Genomic DNA, 18,844 nt, shown 5'->3' with positions numbered 1-18,844 from the left:
TAATCAAATCTACATAAGATAAGCATAAATAAAAAAGCCTTAATACAAGATTAAGGCTTTTTTTAGAATATTTAATTTAGAACTTAAAATTAAATGTTAAGCGATAGTTACGTTCAGCACCTGCGATGTAACGTAATCCACCACGGTTGATGCTGTTAATGTAGTCTTCATCAAATAAATTGTTGATGTTGAATTGAATCCCTACATTTGGTGTTGCTTGGTAACTAACCATTGAGTCAAATACCCAGTAGTCAGGGATGACAGCAGGACCGACCTGATTGCCATCTTTGTTTTTAGTCATTTCACCATTGTAACGCGCGCCGCTACCAATGCTCCATTTATCCATATTGTAGGTCGTCCACAATGTGAATGCATCAGAAGGCGTAAATGGCATATTACTTGAACCATCTGCTGAAACTTGCTGGTTACTCGCAGCTTGGGTTACATTTTTAATGTCTGTTTTTTGATGTGTATAACCAGCAATAACTTGCCAATTGTCATTTAAGTTACCAATCACGCCAAGTTCAACACCTTTAACTGATTTTTCACCAGTTTGGTAGTATTCTTCACCATCTTTTTCCAACTCATTTGTGAGTTCAGTTTGGAAAAGTGCACCTGTTAAGAGTAAACGGTTGTCAAAAAATTCCCATTTAGCACCAACTTCAATGGTTTCAATTTCTTGAGGATCAAGATCTAAGTTGTTATTGCTGCTCGCTGAACCAGATGGGGCAAATGCATTGGCATTACCAATACCGTCACCACCTGTAATAGTACCCGGTGCTTGTTGTTGGATGGCGTAGTTAGCATACAAGCTACCGTTTTCAGTTGGTTTATATAGTGCCCCAACTTTCCAGTTGAATAGGTTGCCGTCATCTTTAAAGCTTTGTGCAACATAATTTGCCGGTTGACCTGAAGCAGCCGTATTCACAAATGTATCGGCATCAAGTTTATAACGGTCTAGGCGGACGCCACCATTCACAGAAAATTGTGGTGAAATTTCAATAGTATCGAAGGCAAAGATAGAGTAAGTATCCATTTGCGCTTCAGAATCATCCTTACCATTGGTATTTCTGACTAAAGCTGTATGTACAGTGCCTTGTGGATTATAAAGTGAACTTGTACCGGTAACTGTAGCAGTCCAACCACGCGTTTTCATTTCTTCACGTGTAAATTCAACCCCTGTACTGACATCATGTTTTAAGCGACCTGTATTGAAACTTGTAACCAAGCTAGTTTGGTTAGTTATAATTTCATTTTCAGTATCACTATTATTTGCACTGCCTGAAACGCGCATCGCAGTAGGATCATTCAGGTCAGTTGACGTTGTAGTGAAGGCATTACCTGAGAATGTCGTTAAATATTGATGCTCTGTTTTGCCCCAACGAGAAGTATTTTTGATTTTCGTATTTTCTGATAAATCATACTCTAAACGAGCAGTTGCCATGTCCGCAGTGACATCATCAAAATCTTCAGGTGCACCATAATAATTTGAAGTATCAACTTTATGGCTATTTAGATATGGCGCAAGACTTTTAATACTTGCATTCGTACTTTTATTTGCATCAAACCCTGGTAAACCTACAGTTGGGATACCACCATCCAAGACATTGTCTTGTTCAATATGTAGATAGTCTAAGAAAAAGCGAAGATCTGTGCCTAAACCAAAGCCTGCTGAAAGTGCAGCAGCCCATTTTTCATTTTCAACACCGTCACGACCAATACCGTCTGAGTTTTCACCCATGGCATTAAAACGGATGGCAGTTGTATCGTTTATTGCTTTATTGATATCAGCAGTCGCTCGGTAATATTCATCTGAGCCGAAACCAAGAGTTGCATTGTTAGCGTCTTGAAGTTTTGCTTCTTTTGTTGATAAATTAATTGAACCTGAAGCGGCAGTACGGCCATTATCAGTACCAGCAGGGCCTTTAAACACTTCAATTTGTTCGTAATTGAACATGTCTCGAGTAACGTTACCTAAGTCACGTACTCCATCGATGAAGATACTATTTGCTGTATCAAATCCACGCATGGTAACAGCATCACCAGTATTCATTCGTCCGTTCTCACCTAGGGAGAATGTGCCTACACCAGGTACGTTTCGTAGTGCTTCTGTTAGGGTCGTAGCATTTTGTTCTTTTAATACTTTCTCAGGGATAATGGCCATGGTCTGAGTCGTATTTAGTTGAGATTGCGTAAACTTATCTGATGACGCTTTTTCTACTTTATAGTTCTCTTTGTTTACAGTTTGATTAATCGTCTCAAGTTGGACTGCTTTTTCTTCAGCCATTACATTGCCTGCAATGATTGAAAGTGATGAAGCTATCGCTGTAGAAACAATTTTCTTACGTGTTTTAATGAAGGCCATTTCGAACCCGATTTGGAATAGTGAATTTGTATGCGAATAATAATGATTCTTATTTTTTCTTACATCTTTATGTAATTGTAAATCACGATAAATAATCATATTGTGATAGTCCTATTTAATGTAATGATATAACAAGTATTAATTAAGACTATGTTTTATTTAAATATTGATAAAATGTATTGTTTTTTTATGTTTAATTGAGATTATAAATATAGACATGATTGTGAATTAAATAAGAAGTAATCGTAAATTATTTATGCAAAAAAACCTGCCGAAGCAGGTTTTTTAGTTTTGTCTTTTATAAGTACTAAAAGTTAGAAATCATAAGAAATGGATAACCAGTAGTTACGACCAGCTATGTAAGTTCCAGCCATTGAAGAACCAATGGTCATATAGTCATAGTAAGATGTCTCTACACCTTGGCTATTGATATAAGTTCCATTGCTTGTGAAGTCTTTATCTAATAAGTTATTTATAGAACCATTAATACGAATATTGTCGTTAAGGCTATAACTTGTACCGAGGTTAAATAAATTATACCCCTTTAACTTATTGCCAGTTGCAGCATAAATGATGCCAGCATCACCAGCAGTTTGGACTGTACTATAACGTTTACGATCAGATTTATACTCATGCTGTAACCAAACATCGAGTGAAGGATTAATATGCCAAGTAGATGTCATATTAAAAGCATTTTTGGGTACGTTATTTAGGTACGAGCCTTTATTTTCACCTTTTGTGATCTCACTTTCCATATAGGTATATGCAGCTTTAATATCCCATTCAGGGATAATGCTGTATTTCAAACTAACTTCAACGCCCTTAGTTTCTGCTTCATTGGCATTAATACTTTGTGAAAAACTATCTTGAGTAATATGGGAACCATAGCTGACACAACCTGCTTGGTTTGGATTTGTTTCAGAGTAACAGTTCCAAAGGTCAGCTCCATCAGTTATCAGATCTTCAATTTTATTAAAGAATGCCGTTGTGGTTAAGTCAAAGCTACCTTTGTTATAATTAAAGCCTAATTCATAGTTGGTGGATTCTTCAGGTTTAAGATTAGGAGAGCCGACACCAAAAGTTGCACCTTGACCACTAACACTAATCACGCCATTGTGTAATGCTTTTGCAGAAGGTGCTTTGTAACCCGTACTTACACCACCTTTCAGTGTTAGATTTTCATTAGTATTCCAAACTAAATATGCTCGTGGGCTGAAGTGACCACCAAAACCTGAATGATCTTCATAACGTCCACCTAAAGTTAAAGCAACTGAATCTAAAAGGCGCCATTCATCTTCAGCGTAGAAAGATAATGAGTCTTTTTTGAATTTTGAGCCTATTCCCGCAATATCGTCGGCAATTTCTGCTTCTTTATATTCGGCACCTACTGTGATTTTATGATCTGCAATAGGCATGACGATATGTGTATCAGCAACAAAGTCAGTGTTTTCTAATGTACGATCTGTGCCTGCAAATGCATTTAATGGGAATGTGTTTCGTGGAATAGTACGGCCTACGGTTTCAGTAGTTGTATGGCTTACGTAAGATGACCATTTACCAAAATCATAGTTACCCTCATGTCCAGCAGAAATTTGATCACGGTTAAATTCTAGTTCGTCTTTATAACCATTAGCACGGCTCGGTGTGTCTTGAGTGCCCAGTCGATTATCATCATTTTTATAGTTTTGACTTGAATGGAAGCCATCTAACCAGAAACTATTTTTATCATCTAAGTTAAAGGATAATTTACCACCAAAATCAAAATTATCTGCTTCACTTGGGCGTGGGTCACGGCCAGATGTACCTGGAATACGTTCAGATTTTTGACGGTCTAAATAAGAACCGCGTAGCTGCATCCCTAATCGTTCGCTTATAAGAGGGCCATTTAAAACAAAACTGGTTTTTGCTGAGTCGGCTTCCCCATTATGTTCCATGAGATTACCACTCACAGTAACATTACCAGTCCATGTATCAGACACTTTTTTAGTAATAATGTTGATTACACCACCCATTGCTTCTGAGCCATAGCGAGTAGCCATAGGACCACGAATGACCTCAATACGCTCAATTGCAGCAAGGGGTGGTAAGTAACCATTTGATGATTCACCGAAACCATTTGGAGTTACGTCAGAAGATGTTGTTTGGCGACGTCCATCAATTAAAACCAAACTATAGTCATTACCTAGACCACGCATTTTTACGTTTAAGCCGGATGTTTTACCAATACCGTCACGAATATCAATGCCCGGAATGTCAGCTAGTAAATCTGCAATGCTAGAAGCATTTTTCTTTTCTATGTCTGCTTTTGTAACAACACTGATTGAAGCAGGAGCATTCTTGATCTTTTGTTCAAAGCCCGCTGCAGAAACAACAATGGTTTCCATCTGTTGAGCTTGAGATTCAGTCGTTTCAGCATGTGCGAAACTCGTAGTAGTTACAATTGCCCCAAATAAAGCAGCGGAAAGAGGGTTGAGATTAAATTTACTCATAAAAGAATACCAAATATGGACAAGATAAATATATGAAAATAAATTAAAAAAATATCATTAAGAATAATAGTGAGAAAGTTTCTCATTTTCAATGGTGAATTAAAAAATAATCAATATTTCTTCGAAAAAAGCTGAAAAATTCTAAAAATAAGAAGGGCATCCATGCCTGAATTTATAGTGTTATAATCCATTTTTGTATATCTTTAATTGTTGTCATATAATGTGGCACTTTTTTTTAAAACTGTTTTAACTAACAAATTATCGAGGAAGCCATGCAAGTAACTTCTGAAGCGGTTTCGGGCGTTGCCCGTCGTTTAAATGTATCTGTACCGACGAGCCGTATTAACGAGCAGTTTGAAGCTCGCTTGAAACGCACTGCCAAAACTGTGAAGATCAACGGCTTCCGTCCAGGTAAAGTACCTGTAAACGTTGTTCGTCGTGAATACGGTGCTGGTATCTATCAAGAAGTTGTAAACGACATCATTCGTGACACAGTATTCGAAGCGATCCAACAAGAAAAAATCAATGCTGTTGGTATGCCAAACATTGAAAAAACTGAAATGAAAGATGATGCTTTAGTTTATGAAGCAACTGTAGAAGTTTATCCAGAAGTTGAAGTTAAGTTCGAAGGTCTAGAAGTTGAACGTAAAACAACTTCAGTTGACGACAAAGACGTTGAGAAGATGATTGAAAATCTTCAAAAACAACGCGCTTCATGGGTTGAAACTAAAGGCATGGCTAAAAAAGACATGCAAGTAACTTTCGACTTTGAAGGTACTGTTGATGGCGAGAAGTTTGAAGGCGGCGCTGCTGAAGACTTTAAACTCGTTCTTGGTTCTGGTCGTATGATCCCTGGCTTCGAAGACGGTATCGTTGGTATGAAGAAAGGCGAAGAGAAAGTTATCGATGTAACTTTCCCTGAAGACTACCAAGCTGAAAACCTTGCTGGTAAAGCTGCTCAATTCAAAATCACTGTTAAGCTTGTTGAAAAACAAAAACTTCCAGAAGTTGATGCTGAATTCTTAAAAATCTTCGGTCTAACTGAAGAAGAAGGCGTTGAAAAGCTGAAAGCTGACGTGCGTAAAAACATGGAACGTGAAGTGAAAAACGGTCTTCGTAACCAAGTGAAAGGTGCAACTTTTGATGCGCTTGTAGCTGCAAACGAAGTAGAACTTCCAGAAGCAATGGTTGCTCAAGAAATTGACCGTCAACGTCAACAAATGATCCAACAATTCACTCAACAGTTTGGTGCTCAAGGCGCTAAAGCGTTTGATTCAAGCATGCTTCCAGATGACCTATTCAAAGAGCAAGCTGAAAAATCAGTTAAACTTGGCGTATTGGTCAGCAAAGTATTAGCTGATGCTAAAATTGAAGTTGATGCTGCACGTGTTGATGCTTACATCGAAGACATGGCTTCTTCTTACGAAGATCCTAAAGAAGTAATTGAATACTTCAACAACGATAAACAGCAACGTGCTCAAATCGAAGCTGTTATTCTAGAAGACCAAGTTGTAGATCACATCTTAGCTTCTGCTAAAGTAACTGATACAACTGTGAGCTATGAAGACTTATTGAAAGAGCAACAAGCTCGTCAACAAGGCTAATTTCTAGCTTTCAAAAAAAGGCGCATTAAGCGCCTTTTTTTATCGAAATTTGCCCCCAAATAAGTTGTCCTGATTTCACAATGCTTATGAAAAAAATATCTGTTATTTAATTGGGAATCTTTTGCAATTTCGACAAATATCCCTCATATTGTGAATTATGGGTTGAGTCAGAAAAATTTAGGAATAAATAACGTATGTATGTTCCAACAATTGAAAACGCACTAGTACCAATGGTGGTAGAACAGTCATCTCGTGGCGAGCGTTCTTTTGATATTTATTCACGCCTTTTGCGTGAACGTGTGATTTTTTTAACCGGTGAAGTTGAAGACAACATGGCAAATTTGATTGTTGCCCAAATGTTGTTCTTAGAAGCAGAAAACCCAGATAAAGATATTCATTTATATATCAACTCACCAGGCGGTTCGGTTACTGCAGGTATGGCGATTTACGATACCATGCAATTTATTAAACCTGATGTTGTGACTTACTGCATGGGGCAAGCAGCATCGATGGGTGCATTCCTGCTTAATGCCGGTGCTAAAGGCAAACGTTACTGTCTTGAAAATGCCCGTGTCATGATTCACCAACCACTCGGTGGTTTCCGTGGTCAGGCATCTGACATTGAAATTCATGCACGTGAAATTCTATTCATCAAAGAACGTTTAAATCGTTTAATGGCAGAGCATAGTGGTCAAGACTACGAAACTGTTGCTCGAGATACTGACCGTGACAACTTTATGACAGCGCAAGCTGCGAAAGAATACGGTCTTGTGGACGAAGTTTTATCTAAACGCCCATAAGTTTTAAAGAATTAATTATTGGAGTGAATATGTCCGAACATCCTCAAGGACAAAAGCATTGTTCATTTTGCGGTAAAACGCAGTCTGAAGTCGGGAAACTGATTGCAGGTGAGGACGCGTACATCTGTAATGAGTGTGTGGACGTATGTCTTGACCTAGTTCAGACCAGTCAGCAAGTTGAATCAAATGACTGGGCAACTCGTCCTTTACCAAAACCGCATGAAATCCGTGCTGCGCTTGACCAATATGTGATTGGGCAAGATGTTGCGAAAAAGACCCTCTCTGTTGCGGTATACAACCACTATAAACGCCTAAAAGTTGGCACCAGTGGTAAAAAACCAGAAGACGGAGTAGAGATTTCGAAAAGTAACATTATGTTGGTTGGACCAACAGGTTCAGGTAAAACGCTGCTTGCTCAGACACTTGCGCGTCTTTTAGATGTGCCATTTGCGATGGCAGATGCAACGACTTTAACTGAAGCCGGTTATGTGGGTGAAGACGTTGAGAACATTGTTCAAAAACTCCTTCAAAAAGCCGATTACGATGTAGAAAAAGCACAAAAAGGCATTATCTATATCGATGAAATCGACAAAATTACCCGCAAGTCTGAAAACCCATCGATTACTCGTGATGTATCGGGTGAGGGTGTTCAGCAAGCGTTATTGAAAATGATCGAAGGTACGGTTGCGTCGATTCCGCCTCAAGGTGGTCGTAAGCATCCGCAGCAAGAATTTATTCAAATTGATACTTCAAATATTCTGTTTATCTGTGGTGGCGCATTCTCTGGTCTAGAGAAAATCGTACAGCAGCGTCAGGAAAAAGGTGGTATTGGCTTTACGGCTGAAGTGCGTAAGAAAGATGAAACTAAAAAATTATCTGACTTATTCCGCCAAGTTGAAGCGACAGATTTGGTTAAATTCGGTCTGATTCCTGAATTTATTGGTCGTTTGCCAGTCATTGCAACCTTGGAAGAACTCGACGAAGAAGCATTGATGCAGATTCTGACTGAACCAAAAAATGCATTGACACGTCAGTACCAATATTTATTTGAAATGGAAAATGTTGACCTCGTATTTGAAGACTCAGCATTGCGTGCCGTGGCTAAAAAAGCCCTTGACCGTAATACGGGTGCGCGTGGTCTACGTTCGATTTTAGAAAATTCATTGCTTGAAACGATGTATGACCTACCAAGTCGTTCAGATGTGGGTACGGTTGTCATCAATGAAGCGGTGATTAATGGTGAAGCGGAACCTGAATTTAAATCAGAACGTCAACCAAAGAAAACTGAAGAAGCTGCACCGAAGTCAGATTTAAAAGTTGTGAACTCTAAATCTGCTTAAGCGCTATTCGTCTGAAACGTGTGTAAATCCAAGATTTGCACACGTTTTTTATTTCCAAAAATAAAGGCAGAATGTTAATCTCAGCAGGATGGCGTGGATGCCTGAATGTAAAAAACTGAAAACAAAAGTGTAAAAATAAAAAAAGACGCAGTGAGGGATAATCATGCGTGGAGTTGCAATTCTACTTTTAAGCAGTGTAGCGCTGCTGGGTTGTCATGGAAAATCAGCCATTGAGCAAACGTCATTGGCTTCAACATTAAAGCCCGTGGATCCTGAAAGTAAACCGGGTCATATTGAGCAATATCGATTGGGTATGTTTACCATTGGTGGTTGGGTCAATCAGAAACAAGGCCGACATTTTCAAGAAGTGAAAGCTCAGCATGATCAAGCAGCGATTGTGTATTTATATCGTCCAGACAGTAAATGGAATCGTCAAGAAATTGTGGCCAGCAGCTTATTTCTGAACAGTGAGCGTATTCCAAGTTTATTGAATAATCATTATTACTGGGTGGAGTTACCTGCGGGGAATTACCGCTTATCATCGAGTCGCCCTTTGGGGGTGAATCATTTTCAAAAACCTAAATATTTAGACTTTGATGTTGAAGCAGGTCAAACTTACTTCATTAAATATGATGAAGAGAATTTATCCAGTAAAAGAACGGTTTCAGGGCCATTGCTGCTCATGCCTGAAAAAATTGGTCGAAATGAAATCGCATTTACAGAGTTGAAATCCAACAGTTTTAACTTTGTGGCAGAAGATCAAAACACTGGAAAAGTGCGGAAAAGTGCGCAGAAGTTGAAAGCACCTCATTATGATCCTGCGGAAGATGTGCAGTTGACCAAGCCTTTTAAACTGTGGAATCCATTAACTTGGTAATGTAATTAGCTCGTGTTTTTGAGTGTGTGAAAGCATTAAATAGCGAATGTCATTCGACAGACAGTCTAAATATTGACAATAAAAAAGCACCCGATGGGGTGCTTTTTTTTGATCTTGAACGTGGCGAAATTAGTTCGCAGCAGCATCAACTACTGGGATTTTACCAATTTTTGCTTGCCAGATTTTTGGTGCAGTTGCGTGAACAGAAGTACCATTTACGTCAACAGCTACAGATACAGGCATGTCTTTTACAACAAATTTGTAGATCGCTTCCATACCTAAGTCAGCAAATGCTACAACTTCAGCTTCACGAATCGCTTTCGATACTAAGTACGCAGCACCACCGACAGCCATGAGGTAAGTTGCTTTGTTGTCTTTGATTGCTTCAACAGCAGCAGGACCACGATCCGCTTTACCAATCATACCGAACATACCAGTTGCTTCAAGCACTTGACGTGTGAACTTATCCATACGTGTTGCAGTTGTTGGGCCAGCAGGACCAACGACTTCGTCACCGACTGGATCAACAGGGCCAACGTAGTAAATAAATTTACCTTTTAGGTCAACTGGAAGTTCTTCACCTTTGTTTAACATGTCAACCATACGTTTGTGCGCAGCGTCACGACCCGTATAGATTGTACCGTTAAGAAGTAGTGTGTCACCTGGTTGCCAAGAGTTCATTTCTTCTTGAGTGATGTTATCTAAGTCAACACGTTTAGACGTTGATGAATCCCAAGTTACTGCAGGATAGTCTTCAAGGCTAGGCGCTTGAATATGCGCTACACCTGAACCGTCTAATTGGAAATGTGCATGACGAGTTGCAGCGCAGTTAGGAATCATACCCACTGGTTTACCTGCAGCGTGACATGGGTAGTCTTTGATTTTGATATCAAGAACAGTCGTTAAACCGCCAAGACCTTGAGCACCGATACCTAAAGCATTTACTTTTTCGAAGATTTCGATACGAAGTTCTTCGATTTGGTTTTGTGGGCCACGACGAAGTAATTCGTCCATGTTGATTTCTTCCATCAATGCTTCTTTTGCAAGCATCATGGCTTTTTCAGCAGTACCACCAATACCGATACCGAGCATACCAGGAGGACACCAACCTGCACCCATTGTTGGAACAGTTTTAAGTACCCAATCTACGATAGAGTCAGAAGGGTTAAGCATTGCAAGTTTAGATTTGTTTTCTGAACCGCCACCCTTAGCAGCAACAGTAATATCAACTTTATTACCCGGAACGAGTTTGTAGTGAATTACAGCAGGGGTATTGTCTTTGGTATTTTTACGACCAAAAGCAGGATCAGCTAATACTGATGCACGAAGAATGTTTGAGTTTTCAAGATAACCTTGACGTACGCCTTCGTTGATTGCATCGTCTAGGCTCATGGTTAAATCAAATTTAACGTCTAAGCCCACTTCAAGAAATACGTTCACAATACCCGTATCTTGACAGATAGGACGATGGCCTTCTGCACACATACGAGAGTTAATTAAAATTTGTGCAATCGCGTCTTTTGCGGCTTTATTTTCTTCACGGTCGTACGCACGGCTCATCGCTTGGATGAAGTCTTGTGGATGATAGTAAGAAATGAACTGAAGCGCATCTTTAACCGATGTGATCAAGTCATCTTGCTTGATAATAGTTGTCATACAAATATCTCTTGAGCGGGCTGTTAGCTAGCGGGCTAAATTATAAGACAAAAACACAGTTGTGTGGGTATTTCGCTTAATCTTTGGTCGAAAGTTTAATAGGCTTAAACAGCGCCATGTTTCGCAGTCATAAATGGCCTGAAAATGACGTTTTAACTGTCATATTTCATGAAATATTTGTCACAAAACTAGAGGGAGAGATATGTTTTTATTTTCAAACTATTGAAAATAAATGATATTTTTTGTTTTTGAATATTTCATATTTGTCATATAACTGTCATAAAACTTTTACATAATGACGTCATCAAAGTTAGAGTGTGAAATATATGGTTACTCCAGTGTTGTCAGTTATTGGTTTTTCTCTGTTTATCGCAGCAACTTGGTTCTACGGTCAACAAGAAGATCAAGCCTAAAGCTTTATCTTCTTTTTTTTGCTTTAAATTTTATAAAAATAATATTCTTCTTCAAATCTTCAAATCTTCAAATCTTCAAATCTTCAAATCTTCAAATCTTCAAATCTTCAAATCTTCAAATCTTCAAATCTTCAAATCTTTAGTTTCAATGATCAATTTTGTTTAAAAGTGCTTTAAAATTGAGTCTAAACGCGACAACATTTGATTATTTAACATATTGCCAAACATCAGGATCTTCATAATTTTCATCGATATGGTAGCCTTGTACTATAACTTCTTCTTCATCAATTTCTCTTGATTTTTTATTTCTTATCAGCGCATTTACAAATGCTTGTTCTAACTCTTTTGAGGTCATTTTGTATGTATCAATATTATTCTCTGAATCATCCATTGAATTTCTTTCATCATAACGAATCGTATTGAAAGCATAACGAACCATATATTGTTCTTTACCATCTTCAGTTTTTTGAGTTTGTTTTATACTCAGATCCAAAAGAATACCATTGGCATATAATCGGTAGCCTATAGTGTTCCCTCCAACTGTATTTATTATCTTTTTCCATTCTTCATAATTAAAGATATAAGTCGGGTCAATGACATCACCTGATTTCATTAGATATCGAATATTATCTTCCTTTGCTATTCGTGCAGAAAAACGATAGAAATAATTTTTCCATTCGGCCTGATTTATACGTCTCATTAAGTCAACATAAGCTTGGTGGGCTTGTTCAGGACGTACAAATTCCTCTTTGTTTAGCCCTGCATTAATATCAAGCCCTTGTATTCCATCCTCATTATTAAACGATGTTCCTAGAACTGAAAATACATGATCTATCACTAAGCTATTCTCACCATTTTCAACTTTAATCTGACCTAAGTTGGGTGGTGTAAAATCTAACTCTCTAAAACCTGCTCTAGATGGATGACTATCGGGACGCCCAAGATTATGTTGAGAAAAATCTTTAAACCCTTGTTGGCCTAAATGTAAACTAAAACGCTGTTGATTCATGACATTATTATTCTCTGTATTTTTTGCACTAGGTTGACAAGCTGAAAGGAGATAACCCACCATAAAAATAACAATGCAGTAATTAAATTTTTCCATCATTACTATCCTTTCCAACTGTAAAATTAGCTTTGCTATCGCCCCATTTCGCAATAATTTTTAGTTCTTCTTCTAAAAAGTATCTTCCTTTATCACTTTGCATTAAACGATGATATTTTTCTGCTGCTTTTTTAATCCATTCCATACGGCTATCATAATTGGCGACTTTAGTGTTTGATAATGGTTCGCTGTATACTGTTTCTGGTACCTTATCGAGTACACCGGCGTGTCGCCCCTGATATTCTCTTTCCATGTTTTTGATATTATAAGAACTCGGCAGAATACTTTTCAATTTTGGTAGATATTCAAAAGCACTTTTAATTTCTAAAGTACTTTTAAGTTTTTAATTATGGGTAAACAATTTGACCAAGGAACGTTTATAACTTCTTCTTTAATATGAGTAAATTTGGAAACATCACGTTGAGTTCGGCATTGATTAAAAGAGGATGAAGACATGCTCAAAGCATAATGCCAAGGTGCAATATCCATAAATAGCCATAAGTTACCTTTTGCAAAAGTATGTACAGGATCACGAATTACCCCTAGTGGAATCCATTTATATTCCCATGCAGTTAAACCATGTTTAAAATGGCAGCTAAGATTTTTTGAAACAAATGCACCTAAGCCCATCCAATAGTAACGGCCAACTAAATCTTTGTTTCGATGTTTTTCTTTTTCTAGATAAATATTGGCATAAACTGAAGCAATACGTCACGCCCTAGTTTCATATCCAGGCTCTAATTTATGTAAATTTTTCCTTTTATTTTTTAAATTAGATATGTGTATCAGAGCTTTGATTTCTTTTTTTAAGCGAAGAATGAATACATTATTGGTCATGTACCAAATACTCAAAATTCAGCCATAGAATTTAAAAGAAATTTCCACTAATTCTGAGCCATTTTTAATATAATGGAAGTTATATAAAACAAAAAACCACCCAATCTTTCGAAAGGGTGGTTTAGAACTCGAAACTAAAATTAAGCTTCTTGCTGTTCAGACTGAATTGCCGTTAATGCAATGGTAAACACGATGTCATCGACCAATGCGCCACGAGACAAGTCATTTACAGGCTTGTTTAAACCTTGCAGCATTGGGCCAACACTGACTACATTTGCAGAACGTTGAACTGCTTTATAGGTTGTATTACCTGTATTTAAGTCAGGGAAAATAAACACATTGGCACGACCAGCCACTTTAGAGTCAGGTGCTTTAGAGCGTCCCACACTTTCCACCGATGCAGCATCGTATTGAAGCGGGCCATCAATCAGTAAGTCTGGGCGGCGTTCTTTGGCAATACGTGTTGCTTCAGCCACTTTTTCGACATCTGCACCTGCACCAGAAGTACCTGTTGAATACGAAATCATTGCGATACGTGGGTCAATACCAAAAGCTTTTGCTGAATCTGCAGATTGAATCGCAATCTCTGCAAGCTGTTCTGCATTTGGATCTGGATTAATGGCACAGTCACCATATACATAGACTTCATCAGGCAACAGCATAAAGAACACAGAAGAAACCAATGAATAATCAGGTGCAGTCTTAATCAATTGGAATGCAGGACGTACAGTATTCGCCGTAGTATGTACTGCGCCTGAGACTAAGCCATCCACCTGATCGAGTGCAAGCATCATGGTACCTAAAACCACAGTATCTTGTAGCTGTTCACGTGCTTGTAGATCATTGAGTTTGCCTTTGCGCAGCTCAACCATTTTCGGCACATAGTTTTCACGAATCAGATCTGGATCAATGATTTCCAAATCATGTGGAAGTTCGATGTTACGTGCTTTTGCAACTTCAATTACGGCTTCAGGTTTTGCCAATAAAATACAGTGTGCAATGCCACGAGATTGACAAATGGCAGCCGCTTGGATGGTCCGTGGTTCATCACCTTCAGGTAGAACAATCCGTTTTTTCGCAGCAATGGATTTTTGTACTAATTCATGACGGAATGCAGAAGGGGACAAGCGTGGTTGATACGAACCATTCAATACTTCAGTAATCCACTCAGCATTAATGTGGCTTGAAACAAAGCGAGTCACTTGCTCTGCACGTTCTACGTCATCGACAGGAATTTCATTGCCTAAATTTGAAAGTTGTTGTGCCGTTTCAAAAGTGCTTAAAGGCGTATGTAAAATCGGTAAGCCTTGCTTAATCACGGTTTGGCAGAAATCCAAAACTTGCGGGTTCGGTTGATGATGTTCAGTCAAAACCAAACCGGCAAGTGGAATACCATTGCTACTTGCAAGGCTAGAAGCCAACAACACATCAATACGGTCAGAGGCGCTGATAATCAGTTCGCCTGCCACAAATTTGTGAAGTTCATGTTCAATATTCGACGCAACTAAGCTGCTATGCAGTACACGGCGATGAGCGGCATCGCCTTGGTTAATCCATTCCGCTTGAATATGCGTCGCCAAGTCAGACATGCGCGGTACGCTGAGCGTATTGCTAAATGGAACGAGACCAATAACAGGTAGCTGTGTAGAACCAATTTGCGGATTACTTTGTTGTAATTCGAGTACAAATTTATGGGTATCACTGATTAAACGCAGATTTGGATCAAGTGTGACTGGAATTTGTGCAGACTCTTCTGGCAAGCCACGTGTGCGCATAAACAAAACGCCCGCAGTACGTTCAGATGCCGCACCACCGAATTGGCGTAGAGAACTATCAATTTTCTCAGCCGTTTTCGTGGCATTTTGAATATCTGCTGTGCTGACAATAATTACTTTAGCATCAAGAGCTTTTGCTAATGTCGCGTTGAGCTCTGAGGCAAAGTTATCACGGCTGTTTGGAACCAAGCCTTCAACAATAATCAGGTCATGCTTTTTTGCAATTTCACGGTGCAAACGAACAGCTTCTTCGAGCAGTTCATCACTTTCATCATGACTGAGTTGCTTCACGATGGTGGCATGGTGAATGGGTTCTACCGTTTCATTATTAAATAAATGACGATAAAGAGCCGTTGTACGGTCTACAGTATCTGCGACATTTTCCTGTGAAAATGGTTTCAGAAAACCTGCTTTGACCCCTTGGCATTCCAAAGCATAAATTAAACCTAAGCATGCAGATGTTAAACCTACACCTTCCCCAGTTGGCACGAGTAAAATTGTTTTCATACGGTGTCTAAATTAAAGCTAAAAATTAATATTGAAGGCGAAGGGGCTGATGCGATTGCTTATGCAATCGCAGCTTCAGCATCAGGCTTTTTTGTAGCAGACGCTGTCACCTCGTCTACAACATGCTCAGTTTCTTTGGCAATACGGCCTTCTTCATCGGTAGGAACAACCCAAATTTGTGGGCCAGTACCGTGGTCAATACGACCTTCCGTACCGCGTTTTAGGTTGTCATTTAATTCTTTACTCAGGTTGAAACCAAAGTGTGGTAAGTATGAAACCGTTTTTTCACGAATGTAGGCAGAGTTTTCACCAATACCACCGGTAAAGAATAAACCGTCAATACGTGGTAGACCACAGCTGAGACCTGCTAAAGATTTTGCTAAACGGTAGCAGAATACTTCAATGGCAAGCGCGGCATCTTCGTTACCTTGTTCTGATGCTTCGATCAATGTACGCATGTCATTTGATAGATCAGACAAACCGAGTAGGCCTGATTGGCTGTTCAGCATTTTGTCGATTTTGTAGATATCCCAACCTAAGTTGCTCGCAAGGAAGCTGTGAATACTTGGGTCAACATCACCACTACGTGTGCCCATGACCACACCTTCAAGAGGTGTTAGACCCATTGACGTATCTACAGATTGACCATTCCAAATCGCACAAGTCGAGCTACCATTGCCTAAGTGAGCAGTTAACCAGCCACCTTGTTTAAAGCTGCCTGCCAACATTGAGCCACGCTCAGATACGTAGGCATGGCTTGTACCGTGGAAGCCATAACGACGCACGTTATGCTGTGTGTACAAGAATTTTGGTAAAGCATAGCGGTATGCATGAGACGGCATGGTTTGGTGGAATGCAGTGTCAAATACGGCTACTTGCGGAAGTTCAGGGAACAAACGCATGGTTGCTTCGATACCCACCAAGTGAGCCGGGTTATGCAATGGAGCAAGTGGAGTTGCTTCACGAATACGTTCAATAATTTCTGGTGTTAATAGCTCAGCTTTGGTTAATGTACCGCCGTGAACAACGCGGTGACCAATCGCTTGAGGATTATGGTGAGCCAAACGCTCTAAAATAGTTTCGAGGGCTTTTTCATGGTCAGCATATGGAATAGACAGCTCAAGCGCATCACCACCTGTAGTGACCCCTTTAATACGTGCATCAGCAGAACCTAGGTTCTCGGCTAGACCAAAAATACGATCTTCACGGCGCTCAGAAACTAACGCATATTTGATAGAAGAAGATCCGCAGTTAATTACTAATACTGATGTAGACACGTTTAAATACCCGAATTCTAATTGAAATACTTATCCATAATATTGATCTGATTGCAGTTGTATTGATTGATGCAATTTAGATCTGTGATGATGTTTTATCATGGGTTTTTTTATCGTCCTAGATAGACTTTAGGAGATTAGACTTAAGCACTATCGACCCTGAGCACAATAATAATTAAAATTTATCAGTTCATAGTTTTCATTTATTAATAAAATAATCCTCAAAATTTATACGATTTAAGGGATATACATAGAACATAACATGCGGTTGCTGCGCTGTAATCCTCAAATTGTTGCAAAAAGCAGGTAATTTGAACTTTTCTTATTCTTCTTAAGCATTTAATTGTCAAAAAATCTGTTTTCGATTCTATATCCTGTGTGTTTGCAGGCTTATATTTCAATATGTGAACCCTGGGTCTAGTTTTTTAAATCGCCATAAAAAAAGCTGTGCCTTTAATCAGAAAAGCACAGCTTTCATTGTCTTATTGGGTGTTATTGGCGAATTTGACCATCACCAAACACAATCCATTTTTGAGAAGTTAGACCTTCTAGACCGACTGGTCCGCGTGCATGGATTTTATCGGTTGAAATACCAATCTCAGCACCAAGACCATATTCAAACCCATCCGCAAAACGCGTTGAGGCATTGATCATCACTGAACTCGAATCTACACGCGCCAAGAACTGACGAGCCAGACTAAAGTTTTCGGTAATGATCGAGTCGGTATGGTGTGAGCCATATTTGTTGATGTGCTCGATCGCTTCATCTAGGCCAGTAACGACTTTCACTGCCAAAATCGGGCCTAAGTATTCGGTGTACCAATCTTCTTCAGTTGCAGGAACAATCGATTCACCCAAAATGCGCTGGGTTTCAGCACAGCCACGAAGTTCAACTTTTTTCTCAGCATAAAGTTCAGCAATGCGTGGTAAAAACTCTTCAGCGACATTTTCATCGACGAGCAAGGTTTCCATGGCATTACATACGCCATAACGGTGTGTTTTGGCATTAAGCGCAATAGGTAATGCTTTTTGCAAATCAGCCTGAGCTTCCACAAAAACATGGCAGTTACCATCAAGATGTTTGATAACAGGCACACGTGCTTCATTGGTGATACGTTCGATTAAGCCTTTGCCACCACGAGGTACGATCACATCGACATATTCAGGCATAGTAATTAATTGGCCAACCGCAGCACGGTCTGGGGTATTAAGCACTTGAACGGCATGCTCAGGTACACCTGCAGCAGTTAAGCCATGTTGAATCGCTGCCGCAATTGCTTGGTTAGATTCCAAAGCTTCAGAACCACCACGTAAAATAATCGCGTTACCTGATTTAAGCGCTAAAGATGCGGCTTCAAGCGTTACATTCGGGCGAGATTCATAAATCATGCCGACAACACCTAGCGGCACGCGCATTTTGCCCAGCTGAATACCTGTCGGACGAAAGGCCATATCGGTAATTTCGCCAATCGGGTCAGTGAGTGCGATTACATCTTTTAGACCTTGAAGCATGCCTTTAAAGCGTGTGGGGGTAAGTTCTAAGCGATCAAGTAGAGCACTATCCAAGTTGTTGTTATGCGCTTTGGTCATATCCACTTGGTTAGCTGCCAAAATTGCAGTTTCACTGTTTTGTAAAGCAGTATAAATTGCTGATAAGGCATTATTTTTAGTCTGGGTAGAAGCCCCTGCGAGCACACGTGATGCTGTGCGTGCTTGCTGTCCTACCGTTTGCATGTATTGTTCAATAGACTCTTGCATAGCGGTTTGATCACTTAGAAATTTCAACTCGATATTAACAG

General features: G+C 39.4%; 11 protein-coding genes and 1 pseudogene. 4 read left to right on the top strand and 8 right to left on the bottom strand.

Translation table 11 applies throughout. From position 1 onward, the window contains the following. Positions 1–76 precede the first annotated feature (76 nt). Together MST17_RS13670 and MST17_RS13665 are read right to left on the bottom strand one after the other, a co-directional pair. Complete coding sequence (locus MST17_RS13670; RefSeq protein ID WP_180026013.1) at positions 77–2,365, bottom strand: catecholate siderophore receptor Fiu; 2,289 nt, start codon at positions 2,363–2,365, stop codon at positions 77–79. Positions 2,366–2,679: 314 nt separating this feature from the next. Next, positions 2,680–4,854: a TonB-dependent receptor domain-containing protein gene (locus MST17_RS13665; RefSeq protein ID WP_180026012.1), complete on the bottom strand. Its 2,175-nt coding sequence runs from the start codon at positions 4,852–4,854 to the stop codon at positions 2,680–2,682. A 272-nt stretch (positions 4,855–5,126) separates the two neighbouring features. Between MST17_RS13665 and tig the strand changes: the two genes are divergently transcribed. The 4 genes from tig (at position 5,127) to MST17_RS13645 (ending at position 9,475) form a co-directional block, all read left to right on the top strand. Then, entirely contained in the window at positions 5,127–6,458 is a 1,332-nt protein-coding gene (gene tig / locus MST17_RS13660) for a trigger factor (protein ID WP_078192708.1), read from the top strand. 194 nt (positions 6,459–6,652) lie between these two features. Next, positions 6,653–7,258 (top strand): ATP-dependent Clp endopeptidase proteolytic subunit ClpP, encoded by a 606-nt coding sequence (gene clpP, locus MST17_RS13655; protein WP_078192707.1) that lies wholly within the window; start codon positions 6,653–6,655, stop codon positions 7,256–7,258. Between the two features lie 29 nt (positions 7,259–7,287). After that, entirely contained in the window at positions 7,288–8,598 is a 1,311-nt protein-coding gene (gene clpX, locus MST17_RS13650; RefSeq protein WP_111884049.1) for an ATP-dependent protease ATP-binding subunit ClpX, read from the top strand. Positions 8,599–8,761: 163 nt separating this feature from the next. After that, positions 8,762–9,475: a DUF2846 domain-containing protein gene (locus MST17_RS13645; RefSeq protein ID WP_180026011.1), complete on the top strand. Its 714-nt coding sequence runs from the start codon at positions 8,762–8,764 to the stop codon at positions 9,473–9,475. A 129-nt stretch (positions 9,476–9,604) separates the two neighbouring features. On the opposite strand, the gene MST17_RS13640 is transcribed toward MST17_RS13645, so the two are convergent. The 6 genes and pseudogenes from MST17_RS13640 to MST17_RS13615 form a co-directional block, all read right to left on the bottom strand. Beyond that, the gene (locus MST17_RS13640; RefSeq protein ID WP_078189659.1) at positions 9,605–11,131 is read right to left on the bottom strand and encodes a fumarate hydratase; all 1,527 of its coding nucleotides are present in this window, start codon (positions 11,129–11,131) and stop codon (positions 9,605–9,607) included. 618 nt (positions 11,132–11,749) lie between these two features. Beyond that, positions 11,750–12,652 carry a hypothetical protein gene (locus MST17_RS13635; RefSeq protein ID WP_180026010.1) on the bottom strand — a complete coding sequence of 301 codons (903 nt, stop codon included), beginning with the start codon at positions 12,650–12,652 and terminating at the stop codon, positions 11,750–11,752. Next, positions 12,636–13,357: pseudogene (locus MST17_RS13630) on the bottom strand (DUF2515 family protein). Before MST17_RS13630 ends, MST17_RS13635 begins: the two are co-directional and overlap by 17 nt. Positions 13,358–13,626: 269 nt before the next feature. After that, positions 13,627–15,768: a phosphate acetyltransferase gene (gene pta, locus MST17_RS13625; protein ID WP_180026009.1), complete on the bottom strand. Its 2,142-nt coding sequence runs from the start codon at positions 15,766–15,768 to the stop codon at positions 13,627–13,629. Positions 15,769–15,827: 59 nt separating this feature from the next. Further along, positions 15,828–17,045 carry an acetate/propionate family kinase gene (locus MST17_RS13620; RefSeq protein ID WP_180026008.1) on the bottom strand — a complete coding sequence of 406 codons (1,218 nt, stop codon included), beginning with the start codon at positions 17,043–17,045 and terminating at the stop codon, positions 15,828–15,830. 492 nt (positions 17,046–17,537) lie between these two features. After that, a complete protein-coding gene (locus MST17_RS13615) occupies positions 17,538–18,803 on the bottom strand; it encodes a glutamate-5-semialdehyde dehydrogenase (protein WP_078189652.1) in 1,266 nt (421 codons plus the stop codon). Positions 18,804–18,844 lie beyond the last annotated feature (41 nt).

Source organism: Acinetobacter sp. YH16056_T (assembly GCF_024605895.1).
Classification (GTDB): domain Bacteria; phylum Pseudomonadota; class Gammaproteobacteria; order Pseudomonadales; family Moraxellaceae; genus Acinetobacter; species Acinetobacter amyesii.
This window is presented reverse-complemented; position numbering and strand designations above follow the sequence as displayed.